Origin of the sequence: Streptomyces sp. NPDC050564, from assembly GCF_044457265.1 — a bacterium.
Classification (GTDB): Bacteria; Actinomycetota; Actinomycetes; order Streptomycetales; family Streptomycetaceae; genus Streptomyces.
This window is the reverse complement of sequence record NZ_JBITGS010000026.1, coordinates 19,066-33,611: the sequence shown is the minus strand read 5'-3', so window position 1 is coordinate 33,611 and position 14,546 is coordinate 19,066. Positions and strand designations below refer to the sequence as shown.

Here is a 14,546-nt window from a genome sequence, read left to right as displayed (position 1 = left end):
GCACAGGAGAACCCCACACATGACGAACCCAGCCGAGAGGCTCGTCGACCTGCTCGACCTGGAGCAGATAGAGGTCAACATCTTCCGTGGCCGCAGCCCGCAGGAGTCACTGCAACGCGTCTTCGGCGGCCAGGTGGCGGGGCAGGCGCTGGTCGCCGCCGGGCGCACCACCGAGGGCGACCGGCCGGTGCACTCACTGCACGCGTACTTCCTGCGCCCCGGCCGACCGGGCGTGCCGATCGTGTACCAGGTCGAACGGGTCCGGGACGGGCGGTCGTTCACCACCCGCCGGGTCACCGCCGTGCAGCAGGGCCGCACGATCTTCAATCTGACCGCCTCCTTTCACAAGCCTGAGATGGGGAGCTTCGAGCACCAGCTGCCGCCGGCCCGCGAGATTCCGGACCCCGAGTCGCTGCCGACGGTGACGCAGGAGATCCAGGAGCATCTGGGCGCGCTCCCCGAGGCGTTGGAGCGCATGGCACGGCGCCAGCCGTTCGACATCCGCTATGTGGACCGGCTGCGCTGGACGCCCGAGGAGACCAAGGACGCCGAGCCGCGCAGCGCGGTGTGGATGCGTGCCGTCGGGCCACTGGGCGACGATCCGCTCGTGCACACCTGCGCCCTCACGTACGCGAGCGACATGACCCTCCTGGACGCCGTCCGCATCCCGGTGGAACCGCTGTGGGGTCCGCGGGGCTTCGACATGGCCTCGCTGGACCACGCCATGTGGTTCCACCGGCCGTTCCGCGCGGACGAGTGGTTCCTGTACGACCAGGAGTCCCCGATCGCGACGGGCGGACGCGGGCTCGCCCGCGGACGGATCTACGACCTGAAGGGACGGCTGCTTGTCTCGGTCGTCCAGGAGGGGCTGTTCCGGGCGCTGTAGGGAAGCGTTCGACCGTCCCAGGAGGGGTCTTCGCGGCGCTTCCGGAAGACGTCGGGCAGTCAGGCGTCTCTGCACCTCAGCCACCCGAGCAGCCTTCGTGGCCGCTCGGTTTCCTCCGGCGTGGGCCGATCTTCCCGAGCGGACTGCCCAGGCCGCGAAGCCACCGGTGGTGAGGTCACCAGTGGTGTGGTCACCGACGGCGCGGCGACGGAAGGTGAGACCTTCGGGGTCGGGCGAGGTGCGGGGCGCAGCTCTCGGGCTTCGGCAAGAGCCTGGCCCAGGTCGGCCCGGAGCCAGCTGATCTCGTCGGGATCCTGGGCCGTCATGATCCTCGATGCCAAGCGCGCGGCGGGAGATTCCGGCGCCCCGTGGGAGGCCCGCTCGGGCCGGAAGCGGTTCAGGTAGGCGCGCTCGTACGGATCCCTGACGATCTCCGCCAGCTGAACGGGATCGAGCAGGGATGCCACGACCGCGGTCCGTGCCCAGGGGTCCTCGGTCTGCCGCAGCAGGAATCCCATGTGCCGTCCCCGCCAGTTGCGCGGGCGCAGGTCCAGTCCGCCCTCCAACTGGTCGCGGAGTCCTTCAGGCGTACGGCCGCTCAGCAGCGGTGCGTTCTGCTTGTCGGCCGCGAACTGCCGAAGCTCCTCGGCCAGATACAGCCACACCACAGCCCTGTACCGGTTCAATTGAAGTGCTCTCCCGGCTGAAGCCGGGAGATTCCCACCTACCTTGCGGTGGCGGGCTTGACGCCACGAGTGCGCCTGACGACTGCCTTCCCGGCAGCCGGGATGAGCGCTTGGCCCATCCGGTACAGGTGCAAGATGTTCCGGGCCGCGTTCCAGTCGGCGTTGCCTGACCAGCCGCAGTCCGGGTTCTTGCACACGAACGTGGCCTGGTCCTCCCGGCTGCCCGGCGTGATGAAACCGCACGCGGAGCAGCGCAGGGAAGTGTTCGGGGCGGGAACCTTGTGCAGGGTGCCGCCGTATCGGGCGGTCTTGTACGTCAGCAGTGTCACGGTGCGGCCCCATGCCTCTTGGCTGATGGAGCGGTTCAGGCCGGACTTCTGTGCGACGTTCTTCCCCGGCTGCTCGATCGTGCCCTTCGCGGACTTGACCATGTTCGGGATGTTGAGCTGTTCGACCACGACCGTGCCGTACGTACGGGCGATATCGGTGGTGGTCTTGTGCTGCCAGTCAGCGGCGCGGCGCGTGGCTGTTGCGCGGAGCTGTCTGATCTGGTCGTAGGTGTTCCGCAGCCGGCTGGAGGTGCGCTCCTTCGGTTTGCGGAAACTCTTGCGGTGCGCGGCCCGCTGCTCCAGGCGGAGCAGCTTGGCCTTCTCATCCGGGTTCAGCCACTTGTCACGGTCGGCCGTTTTGTCCGGGAGGCGCGGCGATCGGCCGTGGTCTTGGTGGTTGCCGTCGGACAGGGCGAGTGGCAGGTTCACCCCGGCGTCGATGCCGACTTCCGGCCCCTGGTGGGGCTCGGGCTTCGGTTCGAGGGTCTGGATGCGGAAGGCGATGTGCCATCCGAGCACGTCCTTGACCAGTCGGGCCCCGGTGATCCGGTTCTCTTTGCCGGCGCGCTTCCCGATGGGGAGGTTCTTGGTCCAGCGGAACCTGACGCGGCCGACCTTGGGAATGTTGACCATGCCCCAGCGGCGGTGCACGCGGGTGACGTTCAGGTCCCGGCCCTGCGGGATGTCGACGGACATGACTGTGCGGAAGCGGGCCTTGAAGTTCGGCTCGTCCGCTCGGCCTTCCCAGCGGTTGACCCACGCCCGGTGGTAGGTCTTGAGCACCGCTTGCGCTGCCTGCGCGGGAAGGACTGCGAGCCAGTCGATGTCCTTACGGGCCTGGCGTATCGCCGCGTCCATGCAAGAGAGGGAACGCCGGCACTTCGGCGTCATGGTCCAGAGGTCGTGCAGCAGGTTCCATGTCGCACGGGCGGCATGGGCCTGATCATCCATGAGTCGGACTTGCGCAGGTGTCGGCGTCAGTCGGGCACGGTGCCCGAACTGCCGCTTCTCCCCGCGCCTTAGTTCCAGGTCTCGTGCCGCGCGGCTGAGTGACGACGTGGCGGACTGTGTAACCGTGGTGCCGGACATGACGGTTCTCCCCCGTGGAGCGACTTGCTCGCGCTGGCGTGCGCTTGCTTCGAGAGAAACCGTATCCGGCTCGGCGGACATCGCGGCGAGCCTGTGGATAACTTAGACCGTCGCAGCGTATGCGCAGGTCAGAGGTCTACTGTGGGTGTGCTTTCGGGCTGCCGATCGTCCACGCGGAGATGTTCGCCGACGCGGTTGACGAGCAGCGTCATCTCATAGGCGACCTGACCGATGTCGGCCTCCGCGGCGCTGAGGACGCACAGACAGCTTCCGGAGCCCGCAGCGGTGACGAAGAGCACCGCATCGTCGAACTCGACCATCGTTTGCCGCACTTGACCCGCGCCGAAGTGACGGCCGGAGCCCTTGGCCAGGCTGTGCAGGCCCGACGAGACCGCGGCGAGGTGTTCGGCGTCCTCGCGCCGCAGCCCCGTGCTCGCGCCCGTCACCAGTCCGTCGTTGGACAGCACCAGCGCGTGCCGTATGTGTTCGACGCGCTCGGTCAGGTCGTCCAGCAGCCAGCCAAGTCCCGTGTTCTGCGCCATGATCCGGTCTCCCCGTGGTGTCCTTCCCCCTGTACGGAGGATCTGACCAGCCAGCCTTCCCCACAGCCGCCGTCCGAGCAAGGAGGATGGGCGGCATGGCAGAGAAGATGACCGAGGAGCAATGGCGGGCGTTCGTCTCGCACGGCACCCGCACCGGAAAGCTGTCCACTGTCCGAGCCGACGGAAGTCCGCACGTGACGCCGATCTGGTTTCTGCTGGACGGCGACGACGTGGTCTTCAACACCGCAAAGGAGAGTGTGAAGGGACGGAACCTCGCCCGGGACGGCCGGGTCGCGCTGTGCGTGGACGACGACCGGCCGCCCTTCGACTTCGTCGTGCTGGAGGGGCGGGCCGAGCTTTCGGAGGACCTGGACGAATTGCGGCACTGGGCGGCGCGGATCGGCGCGCGGTACATGGGAGACGATCGCGCCGAGGAGTTCGGGAAACGCAACGGGGTTCCCGGTGAACTCCTCGTACGCGTACGGATCGAGAAGGTCCTGGCCTACGCCTCCGTGGCTGACTGAGAACATCGGTCCGCACCGGAGCGACCACGGAAGCCTCCGGTGCGGTTGCTCTTCACATCAGCCGACGGAGTCGAGCAGCCGGGCAGTGTGCACCCGCCCGGCGTACTCGACGAGACGAATCAGCACCTCCTTCCCGGAGTCGCGGTCACGTGCGTCGCAGAGGACCACGGGCGTGCCCCGGTCGAGGTCAAGGGCGCGAGACACGTCCTGGGCGCCGTAGGCGCGGGCGCCCGCGAAGCAGTTGACGGCCACCACAAATGGGATGTGCCGGTGCTCGAAATAGTCCACCGCGGGGAAGCAGTCCTCGAGCCGCCGGGTGTCCGCGAGGACGACGGCGCCGAGGGCGCCCTGCGACAGCTCGTCCCACAGGAACCAGAACCGGTCCTGACCCGGGGTTCCGAAGAGGTAGAGCGAGAGGCCGGACCTGATGGTGATGCGTCCGAAGTCCATGGCGACCGTCGTCGTGACCTTCTGGTCCACGCCGTCGGTGTCGTCCACCGACTGACCCGCCTCGCTGAGCAGTTCCTCGGTACGCAGCGGCCTGATCTCACTGACCGCGCCCACCAGGGTGGTCTTGCCCACGCCGAATCCGCCGGCGACCAGTATCTTCAATGCCAGGGCGGTCATCTCGCCACCCGAGGCGTCGGAGTTCTCGGAGACCATCGATCACTTCTCTCGGGAGTGCCGACAACGGTCGACGTCGGTACATCTGTGCGGGGCGCGCGCCACATCTGAGCGGGTGTGCGTCGGTACATCTGTGCGGGTGTGCGAAGTCAGCATCATGGCAACTGCGGCTCCCCTTCGAGGGATTGGACCGCAATTTGACCGTTCTGACCGGCTCACACCCCATCGGTGCCCGAATGTGGGCACATAGAGGTCCAAGGCCAAGCCGAGATGATTCATCTAGAGCGCTCTCAGTCCCTCGATCACCTCGCGGAGGATCCGCTCGTCGGGCAGTTGCGCGGGCGGCACGGGGCGGCTGACGGTGACGCAGCCCAGTTCCAGCAGGTCGCCGAGGAGCACCCTGACCACGCCCACCGGCAGGTCGGCGTCTGCGGCCAGTTCGGCAACCGACTGCGTCTCGATCCGGCACAGTTCGATCAGCGCCCGGTGTTCCGGACCGAGCGAGGTGTCGCCGCCGACGTCGGGTGCGCCCGCGTCGAGCGTCACCAGGGCGATCAGGTCGAAGCGCACCCCGGTGGGGCCGGGTTTGGTACGCCCACCCGTCATCGCGTAGGGACGAACGAGTGGTCCGGCCTCGTTGTCGTACCACTGACTGCCCGGCGTGTCCTCGGTCATTTGCACCGACCGTCCTCGGTCATCCGGCTGCGGGCGGCTGTGCGGCGGCGCGCGGCGGCGCGTAGAGGTGCTCGCCGACGCGCTTGACCAGCAGCGCCATCTCGTACGCCACCAGGCCGATGTCGGCGGTGACGGCGGTGAGGAGGGCGAGGCAGGAACCGTCCCCCGCCGCGGCGACGAACAGGAAGCCGTCGTCCATCTCCACCATCGTCTGACGTACTCCGCCGGCGTCGAAGTGGCGCCCCGCACCCTTGGCCAGGCTGTGGAAGCCGGAGGCGACGGCGGCGAGGTGTTCGGCGTCCTCGCGCCTGAGGCCGGTGGACGCGCCCACCGCAAGCCCGTCGTTCGACAGCACCACGGCGTGTCGCACTTCGGCCACACGCAGCACCAAGTCGTCCAGCAGCCAGTCGAGTTCACCGGACCGCTGGGCGGCCCTCATGCTCGGATCCTGGATCATGCGGGGTCTCCTTCGCTGCTGTCGCTGTCCGCTTGCGGGTCGGGGGTGGCGCCGAGGCCTGGTGACCTGCCGCCGCCGCGTGCCCAGCCGTCGCGGTAGGCCGCCATGCGGTCCCGTACGAGTTCGGGGGTGCGCCGGTCGTCGCTCTGGGGACCCTGCGTTTGCGCCGGCTCTTCGGAGCGCTGTTCGCGCAGTTGGGGGGCGAGGCTCGCCTGCCGTACACGGCGTGGAAGGTCGTCGGAGCCTTCGGCGTCGTCCGGGGGACGGTGCAGCCGCAGCGTGGTGACTCCAGGTGGAGGGTTGTCCGCCGAGCCGTTCACGGGAGCTTCGGGGGCTGCCTGCACCGGGGGCACCAGTGCGGGCCGCTCGGTGATGGCCTGGACGGAGTCCTGTTCCTGGGCGGCCGACACGCGCGCGTACTCCCGTTCCGCGGGCCTGTCGATGTCCGCCCTGCGGGGGGAACGTTCCGCCGCGCCGCCGTGCAGCAGGACCGTGGGCAGCAGGACGACCGCGGTGGTTCCGCCGTAGGGCGAGGTCCGCAGATGCACCTTGATGCCGTGCCGGGCCGCCAGCCTGCTGACCACGAAGAGGCCGAGCCGGTCGCTGTCGAACAGGTCGAGCGCCTCGGACTGCTCGATGCGCCGGTTGGCCTCGGCGAGTGTCTCCTTGCCCATGCCGAGCCCCCGGTCCTCGACCTCGACCGCGTAGCCGTTGCCGACGGGCTCGCCGGTGATCCGCACCCGGGTGTGCGGCGGCGAGAATTGCGCGGCGTTCTCGACGATCTCCGCCAGGAGGTGCGTGAGGTCGGCCACCGCGGCTCCGGCCACGGATGCCTCGGGGAGTTGTCGTACCTCCACGCGCGCGTAGTCCTCGACTTCGGAGACGGCCGCGCGGACCACGTTCGTCAGTGACACCGGCATGCGCCAGGCCCGGCCGGGTGCGGCTCCGGAGAGGATGATCAGGCTCTCCGCGTGGCGCCGCATCCGTGTGGTGAGATGGTCGAGCCGGAACAGGTCGCTCAGTTCGTTCGGATCCTCCGACCTGCGCTCCATGCTGTCCAGCAGGCTCAGTTGGCGGTGCACGAGAACCTGGCTGCGGCGGGCGAGATTGACGAAGACCCCGGAGATTCCGCTGGCGAGCTCCGCGCGTTCGACGGCGGCCCGCAGGGCGGCTCGGTGCACGGTGCCGAGGGCTTCCGCGACCTGTCCGGTCTCGTCCTCCGCGGGCGGCCCGGGCGGGGCCTCGGCGCGGACGTCGATCTCCTCGCCTGCTCGCAGCCTGTGCATGGCCTGTGGCAGTTTGCGGCGCGCGATCTCGAGGGCGCTGTTGCGCAGGCTCACCAATTCGACGACGAGCCCGCGTCCGATGCGTACGGAGATGACGAGCGACGCGACGACGGCAGCGAGCCCGAACAGAACCGCGGCACCGGCGGGGGTGAGCAGACCGCGTGTGAACGGGTCTGCCCGGTCCGCGACACCTCGGCCCGCGTTCGCCGCGATCGTGCGCATTCCGTCCTGCACGCGCGCGTGGGCCGTGTTCCAGTCGGCCTCCGGCGCGGCGTCGATCGCTTTGCCACCGGGGCGGGAGACGAGCACCTTGTCCTCGACGGCTCGTACTTCGGCATACGCGCTCCCCTCCACGAGGCCGTGCCAGGCGGCTCGTTCGGGCCCGCGCAGATCCGCGACGGCCGAATCGGTCAGGGTACGGCGGGTGACGACGGCACCGGTGAACAGACGCAGCCGTTCACCATCGAGGGTCCCGGCGGCCCGGGCGCCGGACAGCACCGCGTCCTCCTGGGACAGCGCTTCCCCGGCCCGGGAGAATTCGAGCAGCACGCGCGCGTCGGAACCGAGGTCGGCGTCCTGGATGCCGGTGAGCGCGCCTCCCACGCCGAAGGCCGTCGCGATGGTCTTGGTGTATTGCCCGTACGCCTCGTCCCATCCGGTACGGCGGTCCAGCACGGCGGTGCGCAGGGACCGCACTTGTTCGGCTGCGGTGACGAAGGCTTCGAGGCGCCCGGCCACTCCCGCCGGCAGGTCGGCACCGTCGGCGACGGTGTTGTGGTCGCCCAGTCGCAGCTTCGCCACCGCCCGGTCGGTGCGCCGCGCCAGTACCTTGAGGTCGTTCGGCTGTTCAGTGGCCGGGTCGGTCGCGTAGCGGACGGCGGCCACACGCTCGGCCTGCAGGGCGGCGACGGCTGCGTCGACCGGGGCTCGGACCGTCGAGTCCACGCGCTGCAACTGCCGTAGCCGCGCGACGTCCTGAGCGGTGCTCACCGTGGCGTACGCCCACAGGGCGAGCAAGGAGATGACCGGCACCATCAGCAGGCAGACGATCTTGGCTCGTACCGTGCGGGGCCGGATGCGCCACCGTCCCGCGCCCGTGGGTGCCTCTGGCGGCGGCCCGGCGAGGGTTTCGTCGGTTTCCGTGCGCTCGTCGGCCGGCGGGCCGGCGTGCGCACGGCGACCGCGCGCCAAGGGCTGGGGCGGCGGCTCGGCGCCGGCTGTAGGGGTCTTACGGGATGTACGCATGGCCTCCTCGCTCGGAAAGGTTCGGGGCGTGCCTTCCGGGCCGTCGTGGCTCCGGGCCCGCAGCTAGCGGGCGACGCTCTCGACCGGCCGCTGGGCCGATGCGGATGCTTCGCGTTCGTCGGACGTCGGCGACAGCGCGACGAACGCCGATGTCAGGAAGAGGAAGGACCCGAGGCCGACGGCGAGGGGGAAGATGAACTGCATCGCCGTGGCCCCGGGCAGGGCCTGCGCGGAGGGGCTGACGTGCACGCTCACCGCCAGCATTCCGGTGTAGTGCATGCTGCTCACCGCGCCGCCCATGACGAGGGAGGCGACGGCGACCGCCACGGGCGACTTGATGTTGAGCGCCGCCCACAGGGCCGCGGTCGCCGCGACCACGGCGATCACGACGGAGAGCCCGACCAGGGCCGGGTCGTAGCGCACTTGGCCGTGCAGCCGCAGCGCGGCCATGCCCAGGTAGTGCATGCTCGCGACGCCGAGTCCAGTGGTGAGCCCGCCCAGGACGAGTGCGCGGCCCCGGTCGCGGCCGTAGCCGACGGCGAAGACGCCCGCGCCGACGACGACCATGGCGACGAGCAGACTGAGGATGGTCAACGGCACGTTGTAGCGCATCTCCGTACCGGTGACTCTGAAGCCGAGCATCGCCACGAAGTGCATGGTCCAGATGCCGGTGCCGACCGCGGAGGCCGCGGTGAGGAGCCAATTGCGGCGTGACCGCCCGGTGGCGCCGAGCGCGCGGACCGTGCAGCGCAGCCCCAGGGCAGCGCCTATGCAGGCCATCACGTACGACAGCACGGGTGTCAGCCAGCCGAAGGCGGCGTGGTCCAGGTGTCCCATGGCCCAGGGACGCTAGCCCGAGCAGGGGCGCACAACGGGGGCGCATTTCGAAAGCTGTTGGAATATGACGAAGAGATGTACCTGAACGATCGCGTCACGCTCGAACGTGTGCACCGCGACGTCCTTCGTGTCGGTGAGGGATCATGCGGAACATGAGCGACGACCACACACACGTCCAGGAGTTCTTCACGACCCGCGCGGCGGACTGGGACGAGCGGTTCCCCGACGACGGGCCGGCGTACGCGGCCGCGGTCGCCGAACTCGGTCTGCGCGAGGGCGACCGCGTGCTCGACGCGGGCTGCGGCACCGGACGCGCCCTGCCACCGCTGCGAGCGGCCGTAGGGGCCTCCGGAGTGGTCATCGGGGCCGATCTGACCCCGGCCATGCTGGAGGCCGCCGTACGGGCCGGGCGGGACCGGGACGGGCAGTTGCTGCTCGCCGACGTCGCCGGGCTTCCGTTCCGCACGGATTCGCTGGACGCGGTGTTCGCGGCGGGGCTCGTCGCGCACCTGCCGAACCCGGCGGAGAACCTCAAGGAGTTGGCACGCGTGGTGCGGCCGGGCGGCACCCTCGCCCTCTTCCACCCGATCGGCCGGGCGGCGCTCGCGGCCCGTCAGGGCCGGCAGATCACCCCGGACGACCTGCGTGCGGAGGGCAACCTCGGTCCCCTCCTCGCCGGTTCCGGCTGGGACATGACGTCGTACGTCGACGAGGACGCCCGCTTCCTCGCAGTGGCCGTACGTCGCGGGTGACGCGTTGGCCGCGTCCGCCGCGGGTGAGGCGTCAGCCCATTACGGCCCGACTGTGGCGTCAGCCTCTCCCTGTAGCCGGAGCGTCAGCCCCGCCCTGCGGCTGGAGCGTCATCCCCTTCCGGCGATCTCCGCGGCGACGGCATCGGGGTTGTCGAACATGACGTTGTGTCCGGCCCCGGGCACGGTCACGACGCGCACTCCGGCGGCCTCCAGGCCTTCGCTGCCCGGGAGTTCACCGCTCAGCTCACCCTGAAGGTAGACGCGGTCCGCCGTCAGCTCTTCGAGCATCCGGCGCATCGTGGGGTTCGTGCCGCGACTGAGCCCCGTCGCCGTGCGGTGCAGGGCGCGCGGATCGGCGAGTCGCATGGTGGCAGCCCAGGAGGGACCGACCTTCGCCAGCACACGCGCGTGACCGCCGTTTTCGACGTAGTCGTCCTCGTCGTAGGAAGCGATGCCGCTGCTGCCCGCGGTGAGCGGAGGGTACGGGTCGAGGTTGGCCTCCTCCAGGACCAGCCGTGAGACGAGTTCGGGCCGCCGGTGGGCGAGCACAATGGCGACGGCGCCGCCCATGCTGTGCGCGACCAGCTCCGCGCCGGTGAGGTGGGCCGCGTCCAGGGCCACCGCCAACGCGTCCGCGTGGTCTTCCAGGGTGTAGCCGAAGTCCGCGGGCCGGTCGCTGATGCCGTGACCGGGCAGGTCGACGAACAGAGTGCGACGGCCCGCCAGTTCGGGCCGGGCCGCCAAATGGGCGTGGTAGACCGTCGAGGCCGCCCCCAGCCCGTGCACGTACACCCGCGCCGGTTCCGCGCCCGCCGCCTCCGTCCAGCGGATCTGGCTTCCGTTGCCGTCGAACTCGGCCTGCCGCATCACGTACTCCCCTGTGTCGCCACGTCGTGGTTCTCCACGTCTCCAGGAGGATACATCGGTACCGATGTATTACGGAAGCGAAGTACAGCGAGAGTGCGGCAGAATGCGGGCATGCTGGAGCTGGCCATCCTCGGTTTTCTGTACGACACCCCCCTGCACGGCTACGAGCTGCGCAAGCGCATCAGCGCGCTGACCGGGCACGTGAAACCCGTGGCGGAGAGCACGCTGTATCCCGCGATCAAACGGTTGGAGAAGGCGGACCTGCTGGTGCGGGCGCCCCAGCCCGGCTCCGTGGCCGCCCCTCGTCATGTCCTGACGCTCACGGAGGAAGGCAGAAGCGAGCTGCACCGCCGGCTGGCGGACCCGGTACAGCGCGACATCACCGACGAGAACCGCTGGTTCACGGTGCTCGCCTTCCTCAGACACCTGGAGGACCCGGGGGCCCAGGCCGCCGTGCTGCGGCGCAGACTCGCCTTCCTGGAGGAGCCCGCGAGCTTCTTCTACGAAGGTGACCGGCCGCTGTCCGCCGAGGAGCTGGACGACCCCTTCCGGCGCGGCATCCTCACCATCGCGCGAGCCACGAGCCGGGCCGAACTGACCTGGCTGCGGGCCACGATCGACTCACTCGGCGCGGGTGGCCGGTGAGACGGGGCAACCCCGCACACCGGGCACCGGACAGGTGCCCAGCTCTGCGACGCGGTAGCCGTCCGGGTAGCCCTTGATCTCCCAGTTCTGCCTCGCGAAGTGCGGCGCACGGCGCGGCGGCATCAGCCGAACCAGTCGACCACGCGCACGCACCGCGCGGCGGACCAACGCGCGCGTCGCGGCACCCGGGGCTTTGTACCGGAAGGCCTGCAGCAGCGATTCATCGAGCAGGGCCAAGGTCGAGGCACGCAGCAGCGGCGCGAGCGGACGCGGGTACCAGGAAGCCATCAGGTCCAGCGTCGCGTCGGAGACCCGGCGTGCACCCTCGTCCCACCCGAAGTGCGCCTCTTCGTAGGCGTCGAGACAGGCCTCGAACTCCTCGTAGGTCTCAGGAAGGTGCTGGATACCCATGTGCCGCCCCAGGGTGCGGTAGTGCACGGTTGACGCGACGATCTCGTGGCGCGACAGCTTGCGCCACCCATAGGCCTCGATCCACCTTTTGGGCATGACCACGAAGGTGCAGAGCACATAACGCATGTCTTCATTGCTGATGTCGTAGCTGCGGTGCATCTGGTTGATGCGGCGGATCGCCGTGCGGCCCTGCTCGCCGTCGAAGCCGTGCTCGACGATGGCATCGAGGAGCAGCGCCGTGTCGTCGTAGCGCTTCTGTGCGCGGTCCGTGAGTTCCGCTGTCTCGGCGAGGAGCCGGCCGATGCTGGGGACGGCGTAGGTGCGGTAGAGGGCCACTTCCAGGGCGCGGGTGAAGTCCCAGGGGAATTCGTACGCGGAGGTGAGCCGGTAGATCTCCGACGCCTCCTTCTCCGGATCCATCCGCCGAATCTGTTCGAGCCGCTCGTAACGCTTCACCGGGCTGTCCCCCTTCTGTCGCCGCGGCTCCAACTCTACGTTGAGTAGCAGCAGATGAACGATCGGCGATGACCATCGCACAGGGGGAAGGTGGCCTGATGTCCGGCATGTTCGGCAGACTCCGCAAGCAGTGGCGCAACAAGGGGACCGAGCGGTCCGAGGAGTCCCGGACCGCGGCGCCGCGGTCCGAGAAGCGTGCGCACAACCTGTTCGAGGCGGCCGCGGCTTATGTGTCGGCGTGCGCCGAGGACGACCAGGACCAGATCGACGAGGCGGCGGCATGGGTGTCGCCGGAGGCGCTGTCGTTCGGGGTGAACGAGCTCGCCTGCCGGGCCGTGATAGCCCTGGCACGAGAACGCGACGAGTCGCCGCAGACGGTGGCCCGTACGCTGCTCGGACTGCCCGTGGCCTGACCTGGGGGCCGGAACGGTCGTTTCGCCCCTGTCCAGCCGGATAACTGCAGCTCCGCGTGTGCTTCGGGCCCGTGACAAGCGCCTTCCGGTCGCATTATGGTGCGCCGACGAACGTAGCGATGGGGAGGCAGTGATGGCCGGGACGGACGATGGCGCCGTCGCCACCGGGGACGACGACGCACTGGACGATGACGCGCTCTATGTGCTGACGGCGGTGTTGCTGACACCCGCGAAGTTCCCCAGCGTGCTGGGGGACGACTACCCGGAGGCATGTGCGGCGCTCGGTCTCGCGCCTCTCGCCGACGGGTACGGTCTCGTGCTCGGCCAGGACGGCGAGGGCGCGCGGTGGACGGTGGTCGTCGACGACGTCTCGCTGGTCGCCGTCGCGATCGCGTCCTGGGACTGCGGAATGGAGCACGACCTGTCGCCGGACGAGCGCACGGTCGTCTCCGCGCTGCCCGGCTGGCCGCTCGAGGTCGCCGTCTCGGCCCCCGGGGTGCCGGCTCCGCACGACCCGGCGCCCGAGCTCACGGAGCAGCCCCCGCTCAGTCCGCCGGACACCGCCACTTGGGGTCCGGCCCAACGGCGGCTGGGCGCCGACGAGATCGCGCTGCAGTGGGCGATCTGGCGGGAGCAGATCGACGACAGCGAGTTCGTGACGTCGGAGGGCGAGGCCGTGGCCGGGCCCGAGGTGGCCGACCCCGACGCGGCCCGGGCCGACGAAGCGGCTCAGGAGGCGAGTGGCGACGGCGAGGCACGCAGCGGTGTCCGCCGGGTGCTCGCGGAGGCCCGCTCTTACGTGGAAACGCCGCCTCCGCTCGGTCGTGTCCGCTCGTCCTTCGCCACGGGCGATGCCCGGACCCTGCGGGCCGACGGCCCCGGCTGGTCCTTGGTCGCCAGGACCGACGACATAGCGTTCGTCCTCCTCGACGAGGAGCCCGGAGAGGTCCTGCCCGTCGGTCGTGGACCGGAACTGCCCGGTCTCCTGGAGGCGCTCGACAAGATGGCGGTACGCCCGAGCTGAGGTGCTGTGCCACGCGGAACCGCGTAGCACGGCCACCCGGCGGGCCGCCGCGTCCCGCACCTTGCGGGGTCCGCCGGGTCGGCGAACGCATCGCCGAGCATCCTTATGGCATCGCTCGCGTCCGGGGTCGGCCTGCTGAGTAGAACGCGGCACGCGTCAACGGTCGCGTCTTCGTCAGCGTTTCGGCGAGCCGTGGTCGCGAGCGCAGATCGGGCCGCCGCGAGGTGGCGCCCGACGGGCCGCCTGGTACGTGTCGTGGCGGCTCGCCCTGGTGTCGCTCGGGGCGAGGCGTGCCAGGAACGGCGTCGTGTGCCGTTCGTAGGTCACCGGCGTCGAGGGCGCTGGAGGGATGCGTACGCGTGCGGGATGAGCGTGCGGGTGTAGCGCCAGGGCGCTCCTGCGTGTGTGGGACGGGTGGGGAGTCGAAGTGGCCCCTCGACCGGGCCGAGGTCGGTGGATCTGCCTCTCGTCGCATCGCCGATCGCGGACCGTACCGACGGCACGTCCGCGAGCGGCGATGCGACGAACTCGGGCGCGCTGGAGGAAGCAGCACCGGGGCGGTGACTCCTCAGCGGCCGAGCTCTTTGCGCGTGACGCGGCGCAGCCTGCGCCGCTGCGAGGGGTCCAGCGCAAGGTATGCGGCCGCCGGGACTCCCAGCACGATCAGGAAGGCGGCCCACCAGGGCAACCAGTACAGCAGGATGAGCCCGACCGCCACACCTCCCGCAGCGATCTTCGCGTTCTTCGACATGTGTGTCGCCTCCTTCGCGGCTGCTGCCGCTCTCTGTCCTGAGAACG

17 protein-coding genes are annotated in these 14,546 nt (G+C 69.9%); 6 read left to right on the top strand and 11 right to left on the bottom strand.

Translation table 11 applies throughout. The features are described from left to right. Positions 1-19: 19 nt before the first annotated feature. A complete protein-coding gene (locus ACIBK0_RS34235; protein ID WP_399088441.1) occupies positions 20-886 on the top strand; it encodes an acyl-CoA thioesterase in 867 nt (288 codons plus the stop codon). Between the two features lie 59 nt (positions 887-945). Here ACIBK0_RS34235 and ACIBK0_RS34230 read toward each other — a convergent pair whose 3' ends face one another. From ACIBK0_RS34230 to ACIBK0_RS34220, 3 genes are all read right to left on the bottom strand, one after another. Further along, the gene (locus tag ACIBK0_RS34230; RefSeq protein ID WP_399088439.1) at positions 946-1,572 is read right to left on the bottom strand and encodes a DUF6397 family protein; all 627 of its coding nucleotides are present in this window, start codon (positions 1,570-1,572) and stop codon (positions 946-948) included. A gap of 38 nt (positions 1,573-1,610) precedes the next feature. Next, complete coding sequence (locus ACIBK0_RS34225) at positions 1,611-2,852, bottom strand: RNA-guided endonuclease InsQ/TnpB family protein (protein ID WP_399088437.1); 1,242 nt, start codon at positions 2,850-2,852, stop codon at positions 1,611-1,613. A gap of 266 nt (positions 2,853-3,118) precedes the next feature. After that, positions 3,119-3,532, bottom strand: coding sequence for a roadblock/LC7 domain-containing protein (locus ACIBK0_RS34220; RefSeq protein ID WP_399088436.1), 414 nt, complete (start codon positions 3,530-3,532; stop codon positions 3,119-3,121). A 95-nt stretch (positions 3,533-3,627) separates the two neighbouring features. Between ACIBK0_RS34220 and ACIBK0_RS34215 the strand changes: the two genes are divergently transcribed. Continuing rightward, a complete protein-coding gene (locus ACIBK0_RS34215) occupies positions 3,628-4,056 on the top strand; it encodes a PPOX class F420-dependent oxidoreductase (RefSeq protein ID WP_399088434.1) in 429 nt (142 codons plus the stop codon). Between the two features lie 57 nt (positions 4,057-4,113). Here the strand turns inward: ACIBK0_RS34215 and ACIBK0_RS34210 are convergent, their stop codons facing one another. The 5 genes from ACIBK0_RS34210 to ACIBK0_RS34190 form a co-directional block, all read right to left on the bottom strand. Continuing rightward, the gene (locus tag ACIBK0_RS34210; protein ID WP_399088432.1) at positions 4,114-4,719 is read right to left on the bottom strand and encodes a GTP-binding protein; all 606 of its coding nucleotides are present in this window, start codon (positions 4,717-4,719) and stop codon (positions 4,114-4,116) included. 240 nt (positions 4,720-4,959) lie between these two features. After that, positions 4,960-5,355, bottom strand: coding sequence for a DUF742 domain-containing protein (locus ACIBK0_RS34205; protein WP_399088430.1), 396 nt, complete (start codon positions 5,353-5,355; stop codon positions 4,960-4,962). A gap of 19 nt (positions 5,356-5,374) precedes the next feature. Then, on the bottom strand, positions 5,375-5,812 hold the full coding sequence (locus tag ACIBK0_RS34200) for a roadblock/LC7 domain-containing protein (protein ID WP_399088428.1): 438 nt from the start codon (positions 5,810-5,812) through the stop codon (positions 5,375-5,377). After that, the gene (locus tag ACIBK0_RS34195; protein WP_399088426.1) at positions 5,809-8,343 is read right to left on the bottom strand and encodes a nitrate- and nitrite sensing domain-containing protein; all 2,535 of its coding nucleotides are present in this window, start codon (positions 8,341-8,343) and stop codon (positions 5,809-5,811) included. The genes ACIBK0_RS34200 and ACIBK0_RS34195 overlap by 4 nt, the downstream gene beginning before the upstream one ends. Positions 8,344-8,406: 63 nt before the next feature. Next, entirely contained in the window at positions 8,407-9,180 is a 774-nt protein-coding gene (locus tag ACIBK0_RS34190; RefSeq protein WP_399088424.1) for an MHYT domain-containing protein, read from the bottom strand. A 152-nt stretch (positions 9,181-9,332) separates the two neighbouring features. On the opposite strand from ACIBK0_RS34190, the gene ACIBK0_RS34185 reads away from it, so the two are divergent. Then, positions 9,333-9,932: a class I SAM-dependent methyltransferase gene (locus ACIBK0_RS34185; RefSeq protein ID WP_399088422.1), complete on the top strand. Its 600-nt coding sequence runs from the start codon at positions 9,333-9,335 to the stop codon at positions 9,930-9,932. Between the two features lie 108 nt (positions 9,933-10,040). Here the strand turns inward: ACIBK0_RS34185 and ACIBK0_RS34180 are convergent, their stop codons facing one another. After that, positions 10,041-10,799 carry an alpha/beta fold hydrolase gene (locus ACIBK0_RS34180; RefSeq protein ID WP_399088421.1) on the bottom strand — a complete coding sequence of 253 codons (759 nt, stop codon included), beginning with the start codon at positions 10,797-10,799 and terminating at the stop codon, positions 10,041-10,043. A gap of 111 nt (positions 10,800-10,910) precedes the next feature. Between ACIBK0_RS34180 and ACIBK0_RS34175 the strand changes: the two genes are divergently transcribed. Continuing rightward, positions 10,911-11,444 (top strand): PadR family transcriptional regulator, encoded by a 534-nt coding sequence (locus ACIBK0_RS34175; RefSeq protein WP_399088419.1) that lies wholly within the window; start codon positions 10,911-10,913, stop codon positions 11,442-11,444. On the opposite strand, the gene ACIBK0_RS34170 is transcribed toward ACIBK0_RS34175, so the two are convergent. Beyond that, entirely contained in the window at positions 11,421-12,311 is an 891-nt protein-coding gene (locus tag ACIBK0_RS34170; protein ID WP_399088417.1) for an oxygenase MpaB family protein, read from the bottom strand. The genes ACIBK0_RS34175 and ACIBK0_RS34170 overlap by 24 nt on opposite strands. A 107-nt stretch (positions 12,312-12,418) precedes the next feature. Here ACIBK0_RS34170 and ACIBK0_RS34165 point away from each other — a divergent pair, with 107 nt between their 5' ends. Both ACIBK0_RS34165 and ACIBK0_RS34160 read left to right on the top strand, forming a co-directional pair. Next, positions 12,419-12,724: a hypothetical protein gene (locus tag ACIBK0_RS34165; protein ID WP_399088642.1), complete on the top strand. Its 306-nt coding sequence runs from the start codon at positions 12,419-12,421 to the stop codon at positions 12,722-12,724. Between the two features lie 133 nt (positions 12,725-12,857). After that, a complete protein-coding gene (locus ACIBK0_RS34160) occupies positions 12,858-13,748 on the top strand; it encodes a hypothetical protein (RefSeq protein WP_399088415.1) in 891 nt (296 codons plus the stop codon). A 568-nt stretch (positions 13,749-14,316) separates the two neighbouring features. On the opposite strand, the gene ACIBK0_RS34155 is transcribed toward ACIBK0_RS34160, so the two are convergent. Then, a complete protein-coding gene (locus ACIBK0_RS34155; RefSeq protein ID WP_399088413.1) occupies positions 14,317-14,499 on the bottom strand; it encodes a hypothetical protein in 183 nt (60 codons plus the stop codon). Positions 14,500-14,546 lie beyond the last annotated feature (47 nt).

Bases quoted from the DNA above. Each gene is read 5' to 3' on its own strand.
- ACIBK0_RS34235 (WP_399088441.1), top strand. From the start codon at position 20: ATGACGAACCCAGCCGAGAGGCTCGTCGACCTGCTCGACCTGGAGCAG.
- ACIBK0_RS34225 (WP_399088437.1), bottom strand. From the start codon at position 2,852: ATGGATGATCAGGCCCATGCCGCCCGTGCGACATGGAACCTGCTGCAC.
- ACIBK0_RS34220 (WP_399088436.1), bottom strand. From the start codon at position 3,532: ATGGCGCAGAACACGGGACTTGGCTGGCTGCTGGACGACCTGACCGAG.
- ACIBK0_RS34215 (WP_399088434.1), top strand. From the start codon at position 3,628: ATGGCAGAGAAGATGACCGAGGAGCAATGGCGGGCGTTCGTCTCGCAC.
- ACIBK0_RS34210 (WP_399088432.1), bottom strand. From the start codon at position 4,719: ATGGTCTCCGAGAACTCCGACGCCTCGGGTGGCGAGATGACCGCCCTG.
- ACIBK0_RS34205 (WP_399088430.1), bottom strand. From the start codon at position 5,355: ATGACCGAGGACACGCCGGGCAGTCAGTGGTACGACAACGAGGCCGGA.
- ACIBK0_RS34200 (WP_399088428.1), bottom strand. From the start codon at position 5,812: ATGATCCAGGATCCGAGCATGAGGGCCGCCCAGCGGTCCGGTGAACTC.
- ACIBK0_RS34195 (WP_399088426.1), bottom strand. From the start codon at position 8,343: ATGCGTACATCCCGTAAGACCCCTACAGCCGGCGCCGAGCCGCCGCCC.
- ACIBK0_RS34190 (WP_399088424.1), bottom strand. From the start codon at position 9,180: ATGGGACACCTGGACCACGCCGCCTTCGGCTGGCTGACACCCGTGCTG.
- ACIBK0_RS34185 (WP_399088422.1), top strand. From the start codon at position 9,333: ATGAGCGACGACCACACACACGTCCAGGAGTTCTTCACGACCCGCGCG.
- ACIBK0_RS34180 (WP_399088421.1), bottom strand. From the start codon at position 10,799: ATGCGGCAGGCCGAGTTCGACGGCAACGGAAGCCAGATCCGCTGGACG.
- ACIBK0_RS34175 (WP_399088419.1), top strand. From the start codon at position 10,911: ATGCTGGAGCTGGCCATCCTCGGTTTTCTGTACGACACCCCCCTGCAC.
- ACIBK0_RS34165 (WP_399088642.1), top strand. From the start codon at position 12,419: ATGTTCGGCAGACTCCGCAAGCAGTGGCGCAACAAGGGGACCGAGCGG.
- ACIBK0_RS34160 (WP_399088415.1), top strand. From the start codon at position 12,858: ATGGCCGGGACGGACGATGGCGCCGTCGCCACCGGGGACGACGACGCA.
- ACIBK0_RS34155 (WP_399088413.1), bottom strand. From the start codon at position 14,499: ATGTCGAAGAACGCGAAGATCGCTGCGGGAGGTGTGGCGGTCGGGCTC.